Below are 17686 nucleotides of genomic sequence, written 5' to 3'. Positions count from 1 at the left end.
TTCCGTACGCCGCTTCACAATGAAGGGCTATACGCCTTATTATTTGCTTTGTATCTAGCAAATTAACGAGACGGAAGGGATAATTACAATATATAGTAGATATAGTTTCTATAAGTAAAATCAATGGTGAATGATGGATATTAAGCGGCTTCGGTATTTTTGCGCGTTGGCAAAAATCGGCAACTTCACGCATACGGCAACCCATTTAGGCATTGCTCAGCCTGCTTTGAGTATGGCAATTAAGAAACTTGAAGAAGAAGTAGAGCTTAAGTTAGTCAACCGCGCAGAACGTAAGATGACGTTAACCTCTGACGGCAAAGTATTGCTGCGCCATGCCCAACGTATCCTGCAAACGGTTGGTGATGCAGAGCTGGAGCTGCAGGAGCTTAAAGGTTTTGATACCGGCACGATTCAATTTGGTGCCTCAAGTATGTTGAGCTCCTATTATTTGCCGAAACTACTGGCTCAATTTAAGCGCCGTTATCCCAAAGTTCGTATCAATCTGATTGAAGCGGGCACGGCATCCTTGCAACAGATGCTATTAGAAGGTCAGCTGGATGTTGCTCTGGTTCGTCTTAATCCATCCCATGAACAGATCCGTAGTGTAGAGCTTTTTCGTGAAGAGCTGGTCGCCTGCTTGCCGGATAGTCATCCGCTGGCGAACCATCACTCGATTACTCTGGATACTTTTTGTCGTGAGCCGTTGACCATGTTTCGTGAAGGATATTTTTTGCGGGAGGCAGTAAGCAAATTCTCTAAGCAGCATCATATTAAGTTAGATATTCGCTTTGAAACGAATTTGATTGAACTTTTAAAATCAATGGTAAGCAGTGGTGTGGGTATCAGTACGGTTTTGTCTGGCATTATTCGACCAGAAGATAATTTAAAGGCGATCCCTTTTGACCCCAAAATTCCACTGCATATTGGATTGGGCTGGAAGCGTAATCACTATCTATCCAAAGCCAGCCGAGCTTTTGTTGATTTTATGCAAGAAAACTTAGGCCATAAATTAGAGGGTGCGGATGTGGCGGTGCTCCCTGCTGATTTTCCTGCGCCTCTTTAATCTTTAAAAAAAGAAACGGCTTAAAAAGAAACTACTCGTTCACGTAGCGCAAACTTTGATTACGCCCTCGCTCTTTACTGCGATACATCGCTACGTCAGCATTTTTGATCAGCTGCTTTGTATCAACGGCATCATCGGGGTAGAGCGTTAGGCCAATACTGGCTGAAACGGTTAGTTCAATATCGTCTGTTTTAAAGGGCTGAACAACGCTTTCTAGTATCTTGTTGGCTACATTTTCTGCCGTTTGACCATCAATAATATCAGGTAAAAGGATATTGAACTCATCACCCCCAATGCGTGCAATAACATCACTTTCACGGAGTGTCTTCTGGAGTCGTCTTGCGACTTCTTTGAGCAGTTCGTCGCCAACCTCATGCCCGTATTCATCGTTAACCGCTTTAAAACGATCCAAATCTAAATACAGTAGTGCCAATGTTTGTTTTTGGCGCTTACATTGTTTAATGGCAAGATCCAGCTGATCTTTAAAGAGTCGACGATTTGCTAGGCCTGTTAGTGGATCATAAAAGGCGAGCAGCTCCATATATTCTTGCTCTTGTTTTAGTGCGGTAATATCTTCACCCACACAGATTAAGTGTGTTACTTCATCAAGAGTGTTGCGAATAGGCGCAATGGAACTCATCACCCAAAATAGTTCGCCATTACGATGTTGAAATTGCCGTTCGCCTCGCCAAACTTCACCGTTCTGAAGGACTTTGCGTATCAAATGATCCAGCTCTTCACGATCATCTTCTGGAGTGAAAATAGTGAAAGGCTGCCCTTTAAGTTCTTGGCTGCTGTAGCCTGTCGCGTCGAATAAACTCTTGTTGGCGTATTCGATTACCTTTGTATCATCACTAATAACAACAAAACTGGCCGAGTATTCGATGGCTTGGGAAAGCATTGAAAGTTGTTGATCCATCTGAGAGGATTCAATGGCAATCGCCGCAAGATGGGCGTTAACAATCATCAATTCCATTTGGTTTGCAGATGGCTCTGCCTGATGGCGGTAGTAAATAGCAAATGTGCCTAACACCTTGTTATGGCTGTTTTTTATCGGCATTGACCAGCATGCTTCTAGGCCTGCTTTAGCCGCAAGTTGAGTAAAATCTTGCCAAAAAGGGTGACAACTAATATTAGAAATAATCACAGGTCGTCCCGTGAATGCGGCTGTGCCGCAAGAGCCTATACCATCACCTATTGATAGCCCGTGGATAGCCACATTATAAAAATCTGGTAGGCTAGGGGCTGCACCTAACTGTAGCGTCTCAGTCTTTTCATCAATCAGTAAAATCGAGCACAGAAGGCCGGGGTAAAGCTCTTCGGTGAAGGTGACTAAGGCCAGTAAAATATCATCGAGAGGTTCTCCCTGCGCTAACTGCTCAAGAATAAAGTTTCGATGCTTATCGATCTTATCCTGTTGGTTTTGAGCGGTAATATCTTCGCTAATCGTCAGAATGCCTTGCAGTTCTTTATTGAAAGATAAGAGTGGTAGCTTCTGGGTTCTAATCAAGCAGTTTTCACCGGAAGTATGCGTCATCCAGCGGGCTTGAGAGCGTTTACTGCCAGAGCGAAGAACTAGGCCATCTTGTTCTGTTAATGACTGGTGGATCTGGCTTTCGAATAGGTCGCCAGTCTGGTGCCCAATCACATCTTGTCGAGACACGCCGAGAAAATCTAGATAGCTCTGATTACATTCAATATAGCGACCTTCTTTATCTTTAGCAGCAATAAATTGAGGAAGCTGATCAATCAGTAAACGTAGTAGCTGATGGTTCTCTTCTAGTCGTTTTTTGTCTTTTTCAGCCTTAAAACGCAAATTATTATGTAAACGATAAGCATAGCGAAGACGCAATAACGATGCCGTTAAAGCAGCACTGATTAAAACGCTAAAGCCCAGTAACCACCACAGCATAATGTTTTGCTGAATAATATCTGTTTGTACAGTTAAGTCTGCTAGATTCAAACGGGTATACTCTTCTTAAGATTTTTTGGGATAGTTGGTTTTATTTTCTTGTTTATGTTGTTGATATTAATCATTTTTATATTTATCAAGTCAATAAATCAGGTGTGACCCTTTAGCATTATGGCAGGAGAATTAATTATGACATTGATGACCGCCATAGGTTAATTGTTATCGTTATAAAGTGGAAAAAAATAAAATAGCAGAATAGCTGATATTTGCTAGTTTAATAAGAAAATAGTTCAGTATCTATATGATTAATATGGGTTATAGTAAAGGATTATTCCATGACTTTTAGTAAGGGTTTATCGAATTGCTTTTATTCCGACTTTAGACCGGTCTTAACGTATTGCTTTAGAATATGGATACGGCTCTATTTGTGAGCATTGCTAATGGCTTCGCCTATAGCTTTTAGCGAACAGCACTTCTTTTCGGCCATGACCTAAGGGCAATAATCACCTACAATCCGGCTGCAGTTTTTTCGTAATTATCTCTCTTTGACAAACCGGAACTCCCATGGCCAGAAAAAAGCAGCGCTCGACTTCTAAAAGCTCACCTTTGCCTTACCGAGATGGAGTGCCGCCTAGCTATCTTATTTTACCCTGTGATGAGCAGCATCCTAAGGGGCGCTGGCCTAATTTACTCAGTTACTTACAGTATCGTTTTCCTCATATTGAGCCAGACATGCTGAAAGAACGATTAACCCGGGGGGACTTAGTGGCCAATGATGGACAGCCCTTAAACGAAGAAGCTTTGTTTATTGCTGGTGCTAAAATCTGGTACTACCGAGACGTGCCGAATGAGCAGCGGGTGCCGTTTGAAGAAACGATTATTTTCCAAGATGACTTTATTGTTATTGCCGATAAACCGCATTGGTTATCAACGATTCCCTCTGGCCGACATCTAAAAGAAACCCTGTTAATACGGCTACGTAATCGGTTAAATCTACCTGATTTAGTACCGGCCCATCGGCTCGATCGTGAAACCGCAGGCTTAGTTTTGCTCTGTAAACAGCCTGAGCACCGCGGCGCTTATCAGACGCTTTTTCAGCAGCGCAACGTACAGAAAACTTACCGTGCTGTGGCACCGATTAATCCTGAGCTGACACTACCGAGAGTGCATCGTAGCCTGATGGTGAAAGGGGATTATTTTTTCACCATGAAAGAAGCGGAAGGAGAGGCCAATAGTGAAACGGCTATTGATCTGCTTCTTACTGCTGACTGTTCTGAAGAAGGCGGTGCTGCATGGGGGCTTTACGAAATGAAGCCGCATACGGGCCGTCAGCATCAGCTACGCCTGCATCTTGCCTCAATGGGGATACCTATTGAAAATGACCCTTGGTATCCCGAGGTGCAACCAGAGCCAGAGCACGATGATTACAGCGCGCCCTTACAGCTTCTGGCCTATACTTTAGCGTTTACTGATCCGGTGACGGGGGAGGAGCGGTTCTTTAAGAGTCGGCGCGCGCTTTCGATTCCCCATCCTGAGGAAGGCCATGCTGGATTGTAAGGGGCTATTTTATAAAGGTTCATTTTATAAAGTCCCATTTTGGCATAAAGGCTGTCATCTTAAGAAAGGATAAGATTATGTATAAATTTGCTTTTTTTGTGCCAGAGTCGCACCTAGAGCCGGTTAAAACCGCTGTATTTGAAACGGGAGCCGGCCATCTCGGTCATTATGATCACTGTTGTTGGCAGGTTAAAGGACAGGGACAGTTTCGCCCTTTAGAGGGGAGTCATCCTCATTTAGGCACAAAAGGTTATATTGAAAAGGTTGAAGAATATCGAGTGGAGCTGATCTGTGATGACAAGCTCATTAAACGAGCTGTAGCGGCGATGAAGCTGGCGCACCCTTACGAAGAGCCAGCTTATGAAGTTATCCGCTTAGTAGATGATTTTTAGGCTTAAGTTTTGTTTGTCTGGCTGGATTGAGAATTTTCAATCGCGGCATAAAAACGGTCACGATCTTCTTTGTTAACATCGCATTGATGCATTGGAAAGTGGCCTTTTTTACGATCTTCAAAATAAAGGCGCAAGGTTTTTTCGATGGTAGGGAAAGCCAGCTCGCCCCAAGGAATATCCTCTTCTGCGAACAATTCTACCTCCAAACTTTCAGGGCCAGCGCCGAACTCTGCCGTCGGCATATTTGCTAGAAACATCATGTAGACTTGGCTGATAACGGTGGTATCAATCAGCACGTATAGATGGCTAATATCAACTTTGGCCTGAGCCTCTTCCCATGTTTCACGGGCGGCAGCCTCTGCAGTCGTTTCTTCATTTTCCATAAAGCCTGCGGGCAGTGTCCAATAGCCAATACGTGGTTCAATAGCACGCTTACAAAGCAACACTTTATCACCGTAAACAGGAACCGTCCCAGCAACAATTTTGGGGTTATGGTAGTGGATCGTATCGCAGGCATCGCAGATATGACGAGGACGGTTGTCATCCTCTGGAACGCCTACCCGAACTTTTTCACCGCATTCGCTACAAAAATTCATCCTAAAAGCTGTCCTTCTACTTCTGGTGCTGTCTGGTTTTAACGGCGGCTGGGGCAGGGCATATTCAATGCAGGTTATTCTTAGCCTCTTGATCAAGGTGCTGCGGGTTGATCAAGGTATTACAAGATGAAGGCGCTAGGAATAGAATTGTATTATCAATAGCACTGGCCATTACCGAAGCTTTCTTCACAGAATACGGCAGAAACTCAAGGTTGACTAGGGCCAACTTTTTCCAAGTATAAAGATTTTTTACTATAGTAAAAAAATCTTAGGTAATAGGTATACGTACTGTGAATGCAGAAAATTTTAATTATCCTGACTTAAACTCAGCCGGTCATTTTCTTGAGGAATCTATCGATTATCTAGCGCTATTGCGTCAAAAACTGGCTAATTTTACCCCCGCAAGAATTAAGGGCGCACACCCTGATGCTGCGGTTCTAATCGCTTTGACGGATAATCCAATAGATCCTCATATTATTCTGACTCGTCGAGCATCCCACCTTTCCAGCCATTCTGGTCAAGTGGCTTTTCCGGGTGGAATGAAAGATAAAACCGATCGTAATTTAAAACACACCGCCCTACGGGAGAGTGAAGAAGAGGTGGCGATGCCGCCTGACGAAGTGGAGGTTATTGGCAAGCTTAATCAAGTTGTTTCCCATATGGGCGTACGTGTAACGCCGTGGGTTGGCATTGTGTCGGAACATATTGAGCTAACGGCCAATGAAGATGAGCTTGATGCTATTTTTCGCGTACCGCTTCGCTTTTTCTTAAAAGACCAGCGCCACCATACGGACGTTATTCCGGTGGAACAGCAGGCTATTTATGTGCCTTGTTATCATTATGACGAATTTGTTATTTGGGGCTTGTCTGCCATGATGTTGGTGGATTTATTTAAAACCGGTTTGGGAGCCGATTTTTCGCTAACTCACGTGCCTGCTCAAGGTAGCCCTTTGCGCCATCTTGAGCCGAGTAAGCATCGTCGTATTATTGATTAACTGAAGACATTGATATTAGGCTATTTCCATAACCATAAAAATAACAAAACAGAGGAAAAAATGATGATTTATGACCTTGGTAACAAAAGCATTGAATTTGCATCGGATACGTTTTTTATCGCCCCAAGTGCCGATTTAATTGGTGATATTAAGATAGGCCATCAGGCAAGTATTTGGTTCAATGTTACGATACGGGCAGATAACGACAGGGTTACGATTGGCGATCAAAGCAATGTACAAGATGGTTCTGTGCTTCATGTGGACGATGACACCCCTTTAACACTGGGTAAAGGCGTAACGATAGGCCATAAAGTGATGTTGCACGGCTGTGAAATTGGCGATTACAGCTTAATTGGTATGAATGCAGTGGTTTTGAATGGTGCGAAAGTAGGCAAATACTGCATAATTGGCGCTGGATCGGTTGTTAAGGAAGGGATGGTGATTCCTGATGGCTCATTAGTGGTGGGTGCCCCTGCGGTTATTAAGCGACAAATCACAGAGGCTCAATACCGTATGTTAGAATCAAGCGCGCAACACTATGTCGATAACGGTGCTAAGTATCACAAACAACTTAAGCTCCGAGAAAACCTGTAGCGTTTTTTTGTCGATAGAACGTAGGCATCATCGAGGAGATTACCTTCCCGTCATTAAGGTAATTCTTTGAGTTCAATCCTTTACGTTGATAGACAAGCCTTGGGTTTAAATACCTTAAGGCTTGATTTGGAGTTTTTGTGAGTCAAAAAGAATTTGAACCTCAGTCCACTAAACCGGAGGTTTTCGATCCGAAGCAAGCCGGTACAGATAAATGTGCGGCAACAATGGTCCTGTCTCCATGCTCAAATATCTGTGCACTCAATGATGAAGGTTTTTGCATCGGTTGTTATCGTGATGGTAATGAGATTCGTCTCTGGAGTACCTATTCCAATGAACAAAAGCGACAGGTACTCAATAGCTGCCAGCGCCGTGCAAGCTTAGATCAAGCCTTTATCTGATAGAGGCTTGTTGTTCGGAAAACCAAACGTTCTTTGGCTTTGAAACTGAACGCCTGCTTTGAAACCAAAGCTTTTTAGCTCAGTCAAAGCACTTAAGCTCTGCAAACCTCTCCTTTTTTCCTTACAATTGTCAGATCTGATGCTGCCTGGTGTTTAAAAGCTAGGCAGGTTGCTTTCTTTTAAGGATCTGATTATGACTCGTATCGGTACGCCCCTAAGTTCTACAGCTACTCGTGTTTTAATGTGTGGCTCCGGTGAGCTAGGTAAAGAAGTGGTTATTGAGCTGCAACGTTTAGGCTGCGAAGTGATTGCTGTTGATCGCTACGAGAATGCTCCAGCAATGCAAGTCGCCCATCGCAGCCATGTGATCTCAATGCTCGATGGCGATGCTTTGCGTCAGGTTATAGAATTAGAAAAACCGCATCTTATCGTGCCAGAAATTGAAGCGATCGCCACCGATACGTTAGCAGAGCTGGAGCAAGAAGGCTTTACCGTTGTACCTACCGCGCGGGCCACACAGCTGACCATGAATCGTGAAGGTATCCGCAGGCTAGCCGCTGAAGAACTTGGCCTTAGCACCTCACCTTATAAATTTGCCGCCAGCAAAGATGAATACCTGTCTGCCATTGCCGAAGTGGGTACGCCCTGTGTAGTCAAACCGATTATGTCCAGTTCCGGTAAGGGACAAAGCTTGGTACGTACCTCCTCCGATGTTGATGCTGCTTGGGATTATGCTCAGGCAGGTGGGCGAGCAGGGGCTGGTAAAGTGATTGTCGAGGGTTTTGTCGATTTCGATTATGAGATCACTTTGCTAACAGTGCGCCATGAAGGAGGTACTTCATTCTGTGCACCTATCGGCCATCGACAGGAAAAGGGAGACTACCGCGAATCTTGGCAGCCTCAAGCGATGTCTGATGCTGCCCTAGCAGAAGCGCAACGCATCGGTAAGGCGGTAACGGACGCCCTTGGTGGCCGAGGTTTATTTGGTGTCGAGCTGTTCGTTAAAGGCGATAATGTTTACTTTAGCGAAGTCTCTCCACGCCCCCATGATACCGGTATGGTGACCTTGATCTCTCAAGATCTTTCAGAGTTTGCTCTTCATACTCGGGCGATCTTAGGGCTCCCCATTCCTTCAATCCGTCAATTTGGCCCAGCCGCTTCAGCGGTTATTTTGGTGGAAGGTGATTCTGAACAGGCCAGTTTTGGTAATCTAGGTGCGGCTCTGGCTGAACCGGATACCCAGCTGAGACTGTTCGGCAAGCCAGAAGTCAAAGGCGAGCGCCGTATGGGTGTTGCCCTAGCGTTGGAAAACAGCATTGACGCGGCTATTGAAAAAGCCAAGCGTGCCGCTGCAGCTGTGAGTGTAGAGCTGTAGATTAAGGGCTTGGCCAGCGTTTAAACTCGCTGAAGGAACGATTAGAATAGCGTTTACATAGATGATAGGTCGCTTGCTTGCAGGCTGTCTATCAAACACCTTCACTGAATCAGAAGACAGATCCGATATGGAAAAACGTAGAGTTTTAACCGGCATCACCACCACAGGCACGCCACACTTAGGTAACTATGTTGGTGCGATTCGCCCTGCTATTGAAGCGAGCCGCGATCCGAACAATGAATCCTTCTACTTCCTGGCTGACCTGCACGCCTTGATCAAATGCCATGATCCTAAGCGTGTACAGGAATCCCGTCGCGAGATCGCCGCTACTTGGCTTGCTCTAGGGCTGGATACGGATAACTCTGTTTTTTATCGTCAGTCCGATATCTCTGAAATTACCGAACTGACTTGGCTTCTGACCTGTGTTTGCGCTAAGGGTTTGATGAACCGTGCCCATGCTTATAAAGCAGCGGTGCAGGATAACGAATCAGAAGGTGCCGGTGCTGATCCTGATAAAGGCATTACGATGGGGCTATTTAGCTACCCTGTGCTAATGGCTGCGGATATTCTGATGTTTAACGCCACGGATGTTCCCGTGGGCCGTGATCAGATTCAACATATCGAAATGGCTCGCGATATTGCCCTGCGTTTTAATCATATTTATAAAAGCCAGTTCTTTAAATTACCGGAAGCGCGTATCGAAGAAAGTGTTGCGGTTCTTAGTGGTCTTGATGGTCGCAAGATGAGCAAAAGCTACAACAATACGATTCCTCTGTTTGTACCTGAGAAAAAGCTGCTTAAGCTGATTCGTAAAATCAAAACTAACTCCCTAGAACCCGGTGAGCCGAAAGATACCGAAGGTTGTACGCTCTTCCAAATCTGGTCAGCCTTTGCCGATGCAAGTCAGATTGCCGATATGCGACAGCAGTACGAAAACGGCATCGGCTGGGGTGATATGAAAAATTCACTGTTTGAACTGGTAAACGACCACTTAAAAGAGCCACGCAGCAAGTACGAAGAGCTGATGGGCGATATGGGCTACGTAGAAGGCGTGATGCAGAAAGGCGCGGAAAAAGCCCGTGAAGAAGCCAGTCAACGTATCAAACTGCTACGTGAAAGCGTGGGCTTTGGCTCGTTTGTTTGAAATTAATACACAAAAGTTAAACTCATAAAAAAGACCTTACGCTGATAGTGGTAGCCTATTTAGATTATCCACTGCGTAGGGTTTTTCTCATCATACATCACTAGGCTTCATCTAAGCGCTCTGACGCAATCACTCGGTTTCGTCCTGCTAGTTTTGCGCGATAAAGTGCGTTATCCGCCCGTAAAATCAGGCTGGTTTGTGTCTCAGATTGTTTTCCGCTTTTAGACGCAATTCCAAAACTTGCGGTAACCACTTGGGCAACTTGGCTGCTCGGGTGTTGAATTTGTAATTGCTCAACCTCTTCTCTACAGCGTTCAGCTAAATGCCGTGCAACCTCTACATCCTGTTCCGGTAGAATAATGCAAAATTCTTCTCCGCCATATCGAGCGACTTGGTAGCCGTAGGAGGACAGTTGATGTTTTAGGTAGTCCGCAATGGCGATAAGACATTTGTCACCGGCGGGATGACCAAAGTGGTCGTTGTATTGTTTGAAAAAGTCGATATCAAAAAGCACCAAGCTTAGAGGTGTTCCTTGAAGGTTGGAGCGTCGTAATTCTTTTTCTAATAACATATTGAAGTGACGGCGATTATTGATTCCGGTTAACTCATCGGTTAATGCCATCTGATTCAGTTTTTCAGCCTGTTGATTTAACAAGGCTTCGCGACGAATCATAGAGCTAACATCTTGTACTTCCACGACACAAAAACGCTGGCTGTCCACTTGCATTGGCTGGACGCGTATTGATTGTGGGAAGCGTTCTCTATTGGCTCCTTCTCCACGATAAAGCGGTAGCGGCGAGCGATTTAGGCCAGGAGAGAGCAATGAGGGTAAGCCAACTTTAATGGCTTGCTCAATGGCTTGATGGATTCGTTTTCCTTCAAGCTCAGGGTAGCTATTAAAAAGCTGTTCACCCTGAAGATCGGGCGTGCTATCAAAGGCTTTGTTCAACCATTGATTGATAAAATGAATACGATAGTTGCCATCCAGAATCATAACTCCAGACTGCAAAACCCCTAATGCTTGTTCGAAAAGCTGCATAGTGACGAAAAATCCCCGAAAACACTAAAGGTTAACTTTGAACACCGGTTAGAAAACTTCTAAGTGCTTGTTGTAAATTAGCTTCTGACTCACTGCCCATAATAAAGGCAAGGTAGCCTTCAAGGCTGCGGCTTTCTAGTGCCAGTTGGATTTGTATAAAGAGTACAGATTCACCTTCAGGTTTTTCTAAAATCTCGCTAATGGGCGCAACATTCAGCTTTGGTAGATCACAGGAGAACGTATCTTCAAGCATATCGGCGATGGTTGAGAAGCAGGCATTAAGAATAATATTACCAATTTCGCTTAGGGCGTCTTGTTCAATCTCACTAATTTGTTCGATAGGAACTTGGCTACCGAGCATAAGACGAACAATTTCTAAGCTTGAGTTCTCTGGGAACATCAACATCGCTTCACCGGAGAAGCTACCGCTAAACAGCTGGCTGACACAGGTGAGGCGTTCGGAGCCGATACTTGGAGACAAGATTTCAATAACCCGTTGAATAGGCATAACGTGAACAACAGGCACGCTCATTGCTACCGGTTCTTGGGTAAGTTCACTCAGAGCCGAAGCTGATCGGCCAACACTGATATTAAAAATTTCAGCAAGGGCGTCTAACTCAAGGGCAGTGAGTTCGTTCATTTGTTTGACTCCACGGTAAGCTTATTCATTTTCTTGGCTCCATAGAGAAAGTGCTTTTACTGCCACGGCAGGTGTTACAGGTTTAGCAATAAAGTGAACACTCAGCTCTTCTGCCCGAGCTTGACTAGAGGATTGGATATTAGCAGATAGTAGGATCATCGTCGTATTCGGTAATTTAGGACGAAGAATCTCAATGGCCTGAAAACCATCCATAACCGGCATATTAATATCCATAACAATCAGGTCAGGAGTCTCTGCTAAGGCTTTATCAACGGCTTGTTGTCCGTCCTCGGCTTCAATTACTTTCCAGCTGGCATCAATGGATGCAATCACCTTGCTTAACATCATACGAGAGACGCGGCTGTCGTCTACAACTAGGACTGTTTTATTCATGTATTTACCTTTGTATTGCCTTTCCTATAAAACAGTGCAAAGCCAAACTTAAGAGGCTCGAAGGCTTTTATCACTATTTGTAATGAATACCTGAGTAATAGAATACCTGATTAAATTAGCAAGGTAAGTTCCTTTTATAGCGCATCTTTATGAAAAATGCAGTATCAAAAAGACACATATATACCTATATTAATTACTTATTGTTACATAAAGTAAGTCTAAAAACTTAACTGATTGAAATAAAAGAAAAAAACCGATCCATATGGATCGGTTCTTAATCATCGTATTTTAGCTTGATGCTCAAAACCCTATGAGTCGTAATCAGGCTCTGGCATATGAGGCAGCTTTTGAACAATGTAGGTATAAACCGTTGGTACCACGTAAAGCGTTAGTATCGTGCCAAAGGTTAAGCCACCGACAATAACCCAGCCAATAGCTTGACGGCTTTCTGCCCCTGCACCGGTTGATAGCGCTAAAGGAATATTACCGAGTACCATCGCGCCTGTGGTCATAAGAATAGGCCGCAAACGCATTACACTGGCTTCTACGATGGCCTCGAACTTCTCTTTACCTTCCTCACGAAGTTGGTTAGCAAACTCGGTCATCAAGATGCCGTGCTTCGTGATTAGGCCGATCAAAGTAATCAAACCAATCTGGCTGTATACGTTTAAGGTGCCGCCAGTCATTTTCATGGTTAGAAGCGCACCAAAAATTGCCAGAGGTACCGTTAGCATAATCACCATCGGTGAGCGGAAGCTTTCAAACTGTGCCGCAAGGACAAGGTAGATGAAACCTAGTGCCAGAACAAAGGTTATACCCAAGGAGTCACCGGTCTCGATAAACTCACGGGCTTGGCCGCTGTAATCGATCTGGATACCCTGAATACCTAATTCTTGAGCGGTTTCTTCAACCGTAACCCGTAGCCATTCGATGGCAGCACCTTGGGTTAAGCCTGGCATTAAACTGGCTTTAATGGTTGCAGAGCGTAGTTTATTAAAGTGATTCAATTCTTTAGGTGCGACGGTCTCTTCTAAGGTGACAAGATTCGATAGCTGAATCATTTGACCTGAGCTTGAGCGCACATAGATAGCCGATAATGACGATGGTGTCGCACGATCAACATCAGCTACCTTGGCAATCACATCATACTGCTCATTGTCTTGGTTATAGCGGCTAATCGTACGGCCACCTAGCAAGGTTTCCAGTGTACTGGTGATATCTGATACGGCAACACCAATAGAAGCGGCTTTATCTCGGTTGATATGCAGGTTGATCTGAGGCTTGTTAAGCTTTAGATCCACATCCGGGTTGGCCAGCTTACCACTCGCATAAACCTTACCCATTACCGCACTAATCAGCCTTTGTAGCTCATCGAAGCTGGCGTTGGATTGAACCACCATCTCCACAGGACGTGCTATAGGGCTTTGACCTAAAGATGCTGGTGTGATTGGGAATGACATAATACCGGTGATTCCAGCGTACATTGGCCCACTAATGGTTCCAGCAACTTCTTGTGCGCTGCGAGAACGCTCTTCCCAGTCTTTTAAACCGGCAAAAGAGATCACATTGTTTTCAGAGGGGAATAAGCCTGTGATAACAAAGTAACGTTCAATTTCAGGCACATCAGAGAATACACCTTCAATTTGACGGCTGTACTTGTCTAGGAACTCAGTTGTGGAGCCTTCTGGGCCGATACCGAAACCGATAATAGTACCTCGGTCTTCTACCGGAGATAACTCGTTATTGAGCGTGGTAAATGTGGCATAAAGGCCAACGAAACAGCCAAGGCTGATAAGTAACATGACAGGGCGAGCTTTCATGGTCCATTTCAGCGATCGGCGATAAGCATTGGATAAACCGTCGAGAAGTTTTTCACCTAATAGATAAAACTTGCCATGATTTTCATGCTTAAGAATGCGCGAACACATCATTGGCGATAGCGTTAATGCCACAAACCCTGATACCAATACCGCACCGGCCAACGTAAGGGCAAACTCGGCAAAAAGCTTACCGGTACGACCTTCGGTGAAGGCGATAGGCGCAAATACTGCAGCTAACGTGATGGTCATTGCGATAATAGCAAAGCCAATCTCTTTAGAGCCTTTAAAGGCCGCTTGAATCGGCTCCATGCCATTTTCAATATGGCGATAGATGTTCTCCAACATGACGATAGCGTCATCGACCACTAGACCAATTGCCATCACCATCGCCAAGAGGGTCAGGGTATTGATGGAATAGTCCAAAATGTACATAAAGGCAAAAGCACCGATTAATGACACGGGAATTGTCACTAATGGAATCAGTGTTGCACGGAATGAACGCAGGAAGAGGAAAATAACTAGAATAACGAGAGCAACGGCTTCAATAATGGTCGTGAAAACGGCCTGAATTGAGCGGTCAATAAAGATCGATGAATCATAGGCAACGTTTACTTTCATGCCTTCTGGCAGAATCGATTCGATTTCAGGGATCATGGTACGAATGCTGCCGGATACATCCAGAGGGTTTGCAACCGATTGTTTAACAACACCCATCGCTACGGCAGTTTGTCCGTTAAACCGAACCGTACCGCGATCATTTTCAGCATCAATACGAACCTTGGCAACATCTTTTAGACGTACCAAGTAGCCGTCGTTATCTCTTAGAATAACTTGTTCAAATTCTTCTGGGGTTTGTAAATCCGTTTTGGCTAGCAGCGTAAACTCAACATTGGTGGATTTTATCGTGCCAGAAGGGGCTTCAAGGTTTTGGCTGCGTACCGCATTTTCAATATCTTTAGCGGTAACACCAAAGGCAGCCATGCGAGCTTTATCTAACCATACACGCATGGCGTAACGACGTTCACCGAAGATGCGAATTTCTGCAACCCCTGGGGCGGTTTGCAGACGATCTTTCACTAACCGATCTGCAAAGTCGGTCATTTCAAGCGGTGTATGATTTGGACTGGAAAATGCCAAATACATAATCGGCTGAGCGTTAGCCTCAACTTTAGCGACAATAGGCTCGTCCATATCATCTGGCAGAACACCCCGTACACGACCAACACGGTCACGTACGTCTGAGGCCGCATTGTCAGCGTCTCGGTCTAACTTGAAGTTAATGGTGATCTTACTTTCGCCAGTGCTTGATGACGAGGTCATAAAGTCGATGCCTTCAATACCGGATAAGGAATCTTCCAGTACGTTTGTCACCTGTGACTCAATAATACTGGCGTTAGCGCCCGAATAAGTGGTCACAACAGAAACGGTCGGGACATCAATATTCGGGTACTCGCGCACGGATAGGCGGTCGTAGGAAATAATACCAACCAGTAATAGCAACAGGCTCATCACCGTTGCGAATACCGGTCGTTTAATCGAAATTTCTGACAATACCATGCCGGTAATGCTCCTTAATTAGCCGTTAGCAAACGGGCTTATGGCCTTATTCAGACTGAGGTTTCGCAGCTTGTAAGTTAATAGGCATAGCAGCAGACCCTGGGCGGAGTTTCATCTGACCTGCAGTGACAACAATATCACCAGCCTTAACACCTTGAATAATCTGCACACGGCCTCGTTCACGAATACCGGTAGTAACAGGCTTAATATTGACTTTGCCATCCTCAAGAATATAAACCAGCTGGGCATTACCCTGCAGTACAATCGCTTCTTCTTGCAGCATGATTGTATCTTTAATGGTTTCAAGCTTTAGGTTTACACGGGCAAATAGGCCAGGGCGCAATGTGCCGTCGGCATTAGGTAAACTCGCGACAACTTTAACACTACGACCGTTGACATCCACTTCCGGTGATACGGCAAAAACCGTACCTAGAAAGTGCTCACCAGGAATGGAGTCCATTGTGACATCAATGCTTTGGCCGACAGCTAAACTGGTGAGGTAAACTTCCGGCACACGAAACTCAACCCGCATCGGATCAATAGCAATCAGGCTAACCAATGGCTGACCTGGGGTTACGTATTCACCAACGCTAACTTCACGTAGACCGACTAGGCCTTGGAATGGTGCGTTAAGCCCCATCTTAGCTAAACGCTCTTCTGCCAGTGCAACACCGGCTTGGTCGATACGTAGTTTTGCCAATGCACTATCACGGGTATTAACGCTACCGGCATTGCTGTTTAATAGCTCGGTGGCACGTTTGTATTCGATTTTGCTTAGACCGCTACTGGCTTCGGCCTGTTTTAGCTCAGCGCGTTGAATAGAATCATCCAGCTTAAATAGAGGTTTACCGGCTTCAACAACCTGACCTTCGCGGAACAGAATGTTGGCAATACGGCCAGAAACTTCAGGGCTGATAGAAACAGACTCGTTTGCGGATAGAGAGCCAACGACTTCAACCGACCGCTCTAGGGTTTCTGCTTTAACAATTTGGGCTTCCACCGGCATAGCGGGTGCTTGAGGCTTATCAGCGGCATTAACACTAGCAGCACCAAAAAATAATGTACTAGATAGTGGTAATAAAATGCTAAGCACCAACGTTCGGTTAAGGTATTTCTTCATGCAATTGAGCCTCTGCTTATCCATGAGCATCTTTAATAAGTCTCTGTTTCAGGCATAGGGAATGCCCCCAGCCGTTATCGACAGAGTTCTTAAATTATAGGTTTGAGATTAACGCACTATAATACTCAGCTTTAAGGTGTATCAAAGGGGAACAATTAATCAGCCCTCAAACTCTGAGTAATAAGCCCTTTAAAGATGTTTATAATCTGAATTAAGGGCTTAGGATAGTGTGAATGTAAGACGTAGGATAGAGTGATCTTATCGATTAGGCCAGACAGTCTTTATACTTTAGATTAAAGCGATTTTGGCGCTTAAATTAAAGCGATTTTGGATTAAACTATAACAAGTAATTGCTGTCCTAGCAGGCCGGTTAAAAAACCTCCCACTGCAGCCATTGGTGGCCACCAATCTTTTTCCAGGCGTACTTGGGGCGCAATATCTTGGAAGGTGAGATATAAAATTCCCCCTGTGGCCCACAGCATAATAAAACCTAAAATCGATTCGTGCTCTGACAGCCAAACAAAACCTACCCATGCGGATAACGGGCCGATAGGAACAAGTAGAAGGAAGAAAAGCAAAATTTTTCGTCCTTGATGGGGTCTAAGGGCCACCATTTCTCGGTAAGCATTGAAACCTTCCGGTAAGTTCTGCAACGCCATTAATAACGCGAGCAAGAGGCCGTTAGTTCCGCCTATGGCCAAGGCTGCCCCAAGGGCCATCGCCTCGGGGGTAAAGTCTAACAGCATCGCCAATAACTGCGCTGTCGAGCCTCCGCTGCGGGTTAGGTAGACATCTGCCAGCATAAACATAAGGCCGCCACTTAATACGGCCAAAGAAACCCAAAGTGGTGATAGGGCTTTTTGACCTTCTGGCACCAGAACCAGTGCCACCGCCGCCAGTAATACCCCTGCGCCGTAAGCGATCACGGAATGCTTAAGCTCGCTTTCTAACCACTTGTTTTGGAAACGTTCAATCCGCGCTAAAAAGCCCCCTAATGGAATCGCAATCGCCGCTATGGCTGCGTAAGTAAGAGCCGTTATTAAATCAGACATCGCCAACCTCATTAAAAAACGTTAAAGCACATCAACACT

At 45.0% G+C, this 17686-nt stretch carries 16 protein-coding genes; 8 read left to right on the top strand and 8 right to left on the bottom strand.

What is annotated here, in order from left to right; all coding sequences use genetic code 11:
* Positions 1 to 133 precede the first annotated feature (133 nt).
* On the top strand, positions 134 to 1063 hold the full coding sequence (locus G517_RS19640; RefSeq protein WP_051206513.1) for a LysR family transcriptional regulator: 930 nt from the start codon (positions 134 to 136) through the stop codon (positions 1061 to 1063).
* A 31-nt stretch (positions 1064 to 1094) separates the two neighbouring features.
* On the opposite strand, the gene G517_RS19635 is transcribed toward G517_RS19640, so the two are convergent.
* A complete protein-coding gene (locus tag G517_RS19635; RefSeq protein ID WP_051206512.1) occupies positions 1095 to 3026 on the bottom strand; it encodes a diguanylate cyclase domain-containing protein in 1932 nt (643 codons plus the stop codon).
* A gap of 513 nt (positions 3027 to 3539) precedes the next feature.
* Between G517_RS19635 and G517_RS0116135 the strand changes: the two genes are divergently transcribed.
* Complete coding sequence (locus G517_RS0116135) at positions 3540 to 4532, top strand: pseudouridine synthase (RefSeq protein WP_028305260.1); 993 nt, start codon at positions 3540 to 3542, stop codon at positions 4530 to 4532.
* Between the two features lie 77 nt (positions 4533 to 4609).
* Positions 4610 to 4924, top strand: coding sequence for a YqfO family protein (locus G517_RS0116130; protein WP_028305259.1), 315 nt, complete (start codon positions 4610 to 4612; stop codon positions 4922 to 4924).
* A 2-nt stretch (positions 4925 to 4926) separates the two neighbouring features.
* On the opposite strand, the gene G517_RS19630 is transcribed toward G517_RS0116130, so the two are convergent.
* Entirely contained in the window at positions 4927 to 5520 is a 594-nt protein-coding gene (locus tag G517_RS19630) for an NUDIX hydrolase (protein ID WP_051206511.1), read from the bottom strand.
* A 290-nt stretch (positions 5521 to 5810) separates the two neighbouring features.
* Here G517_RS19630 and G517_RS19625 point away from each other — a divergent pair, with 290 nt between their 5' ends.
* The 5 genes from G517_RS19625 (at position 5811) to G517_RS0116090 (ending at position 10026) form a co-directional block, all read left to right on the top strand.
* The gene (locus G517_RS19625; RefSeq protein ID WP_245543277.1) at positions 5811 to 6515 is read left to right on the top strand and encodes a CoA pyrophosphatase; all 705 of its coding nucleotides are present in this window, start codon (positions 5811 to 5813) and stop codon (positions 6513 to 6515) included.
* Positions 6516 to 6575: 60 nt separating this feature from the next.
* Positions 6576 to 7109, top strand: coding sequence for a gamma carbonic anhydrase family protein (locus G517_RS0116110; RefSeq protein ID WP_425413780.1), 534 nt, complete (start codon positions 6576 to 6578; stop codon positions 7107 to 7109).
* Positions 7110 to 7246: 137 nt separating this feature from the next.
* A complete protein-coding gene (locus G517_RS19620) occupies positions 7247 to 7507 on the top strand; it encodes a DUF1289 domain-containing protein (protein WP_036591910.1) in 261 nt (86 codons plus the stop codon).
* Between the two features lie 193 nt (positions 7508 to 7700).
* On the top strand, positions 7701 to 8882 hold the full coding sequence (gene purT / locus G517_RS0116095; RefSeq protein WP_028305257.1) for a formate-dependent phosphoribosylglycinamide formyltransferase: 1182 nt from the start codon (positions 7701 to 7703) through the stop codon (positions 8880 to 8882).
* Between the two features lie 127 nt (positions 8883 to 9009).
* Positions 9010 to 10026 carry a tryptophan--tRNA ligase gene (locus tag G517_RS0116090; RefSeq protein WP_028305256.1) on the top strand — a complete coding sequence of 339 codons (1017 nt, stop codon included), beginning with the start codon at positions 9010 to 9012 and terminating at the stop codon, positions 10024 to 10026.
* Between the two features lie 100 nt (positions 10027 to 10126).
* Here the strand turns inward: G517_RS0116090 and G517_RS0116085 are convergent, their stop codons facing one another.
* The 6 genes from G517_RS0116085 to G517_RS0116060 all read right to left on the bottom strand — a co-directional run bounded on the left by G517_RS0116085 (position 10127) and on the right by G517_RS0116060 (position 17647).
* The gene (locus tag G517_RS0116085) at positions 10127 to 11065 is read right to left on the bottom strand and encodes a sensor domain-containing diguanylate cyclase (RefSeq protein WP_028305255.1); all 939 of its coding nucleotides are present in this window, start codon (positions 11063 to 11065) and stop codon (positions 10127 to 10129) included.
* A gap of 31 nt (positions 11066 to 11096) precedes the next feature.
* On the bottom strand, positions 11097 to 11705 hold the full coding sequence (locus tag G517_RS0116080; RefSeq protein ID WP_028305254.1) for a chemotaxis protein CheC: 609 nt from the start codon (positions 11703 to 11705) through the stop codon (positions 11097 to 11099).
* A gap of 21 nt (positions 11706 to 11726) precedes the next feature.
* Entirely contained in the window at positions 11727 to 12098 is a 372-nt protein-coding gene (locus G517_RS0116075) for a response regulator (protein WP_028305253.1), read from the bottom strand.
* A 308-nt stretch (positions 12099 to 12406) separates the two neighbouring features.
* Entirely contained in the window at positions 12407 to 15475 is a 3069-nt protein-coding gene (locus G517_RS0116070; protein ID WP_028305252.1) for an efflux RND transporter permease subunit, read from the bottom strand.
* Between the two features lie 46 nt (positions 15476 to 15521).
* Positions 15522 to 16595 (bottom strand): efflux RND transporter periplasmic adaptor subunit, encoded by a 1074-nt coding sequence (locus G517_RS19615; RefSeq protein WP_051206510.1) that lies wholly within the window; start codon positions 16593 to 16595, stop codon positions 15522 to 15524.
* Between the two features lie 332 nt (positions 16596 to 16927).
* Positions 16928 to 17647, bottom strand: a complete 720-nt coding sequence (locus tag G517_RS0116060) for a ZIP family metal transporter (protein ID WP_028305251.1) — start codon at positions 17645 to 17647, stop codon at positions 16928 to 16930.
* Positions 17648 to 17686: the final 39 nt, after the last annotated feature.

It is taken from the genome of Oceanospirillum maris DSM 6286, assembly GCF_000422865.1.
Classification (GTDB): domain Bacteria; phylum Pseudomonadota; class Gammaproteobacteria; order Pseudomonadales; family Halomonadaceae; genus Oceanospirillum; species Oceanospirillum maris.
This window is presented reverse-complemented; position numbering and strand designations above follow the sequence as displayed.

Excerpts from the sequence above, each read along its gene's own strand:
- G517_RS19640 (WP_051206513.1), top strand. The coding sequence starts at position 134 with ATGGATATTAAGCGGCTTCGGTATTTTTGCGCGTTGGCAAAAATCGGC.
- G517_RS0116135 (WP_028305260.1), top strand. The coding sequence starts at position 3,540 with ATGGCCAGAAAAAAGCAGCGCTCGACTTCTAAAAGCTCACCTTTGCCT.
- G517_RS0116130 (WP_028305259.1), top strand. The coding sequence starts at position 4,610 with ATGTATAAATTTGCTTTTTTTGTGCCAGAGTCGCACCTAGAGCCGGTT.
- G517_RS19630 (WP_051206511.1), bottom strand. The coding sequence starts at position 5,520 with ATGAATTTTTGTAGCGAATGCGGTGAAAAAGTTCGGGTAGGCGTTCCA.
- G517_RS0116110 (WP_425413780.1), top strand. The coding sequence starts at position 6,576 with ATGATGATTTATGACCTTGGTAACAAAAGCATTGAATTTGCATCGGAT.
- purT (WP_028305257.1), top strand. The coding sequence starts at position 7,701 with ATGACTCGTATCGGTACGCCCCTAAGTTCTACAGCTACTCGTGTTTTA.
- G517_RS0116090 (WP_028305256.1), top strand. The coding sequence starts at position 9,010 with ATGGAAAAACGTAGAGTTTTAACCGGCATCACCACCACAGGCACGCCA.
- G517_RS0116085 (WP_028305255.1), bottom strand. The coding sequence starts at position 11,065 with ATGCAGCTTTTCGAACAAGCATTAGGGGTTTTGCAGTCTGGAGTTATG.
- G517_RS0116080 (WP_028305254.1), bottom strand. The coding sequence starts at position 11,705 with ATGAACGAACTCACTGCCCTTGAGTTAGACGCCCTTGCTGAAATTTTT.
- G517_RS0116075 (WP_028305253.1), bottom strand. The coding sequence starts at position 12,098 with ATGAATAAAACAGTCCTAGTTGTAGACGACAGCCGCGTCTCTCGTATG.
- G517_RS0116070 (WP_028305252.1), bottom strand. The coding sequence starts at position 15,475 with ATGGTATTGTCAGAAATTTCGATTAAACGACCGGTATTCGCAACGGTG.
- G517_RS19615 (WP_051206510.1), bottom strand. The coding sequence starts at position 16,595 with ATGAAGAAATACCTTAACCGAACGTTGGTGCTTAGCATTTTATTACCA.
- G517_RS0116060 (WP_028305251.1), bottom strand. The coding sequence starts at position 17,647 with ATGTCTGATTTAATAACGGCTCTTACTTACGCAGCCATAGCGGCGATT.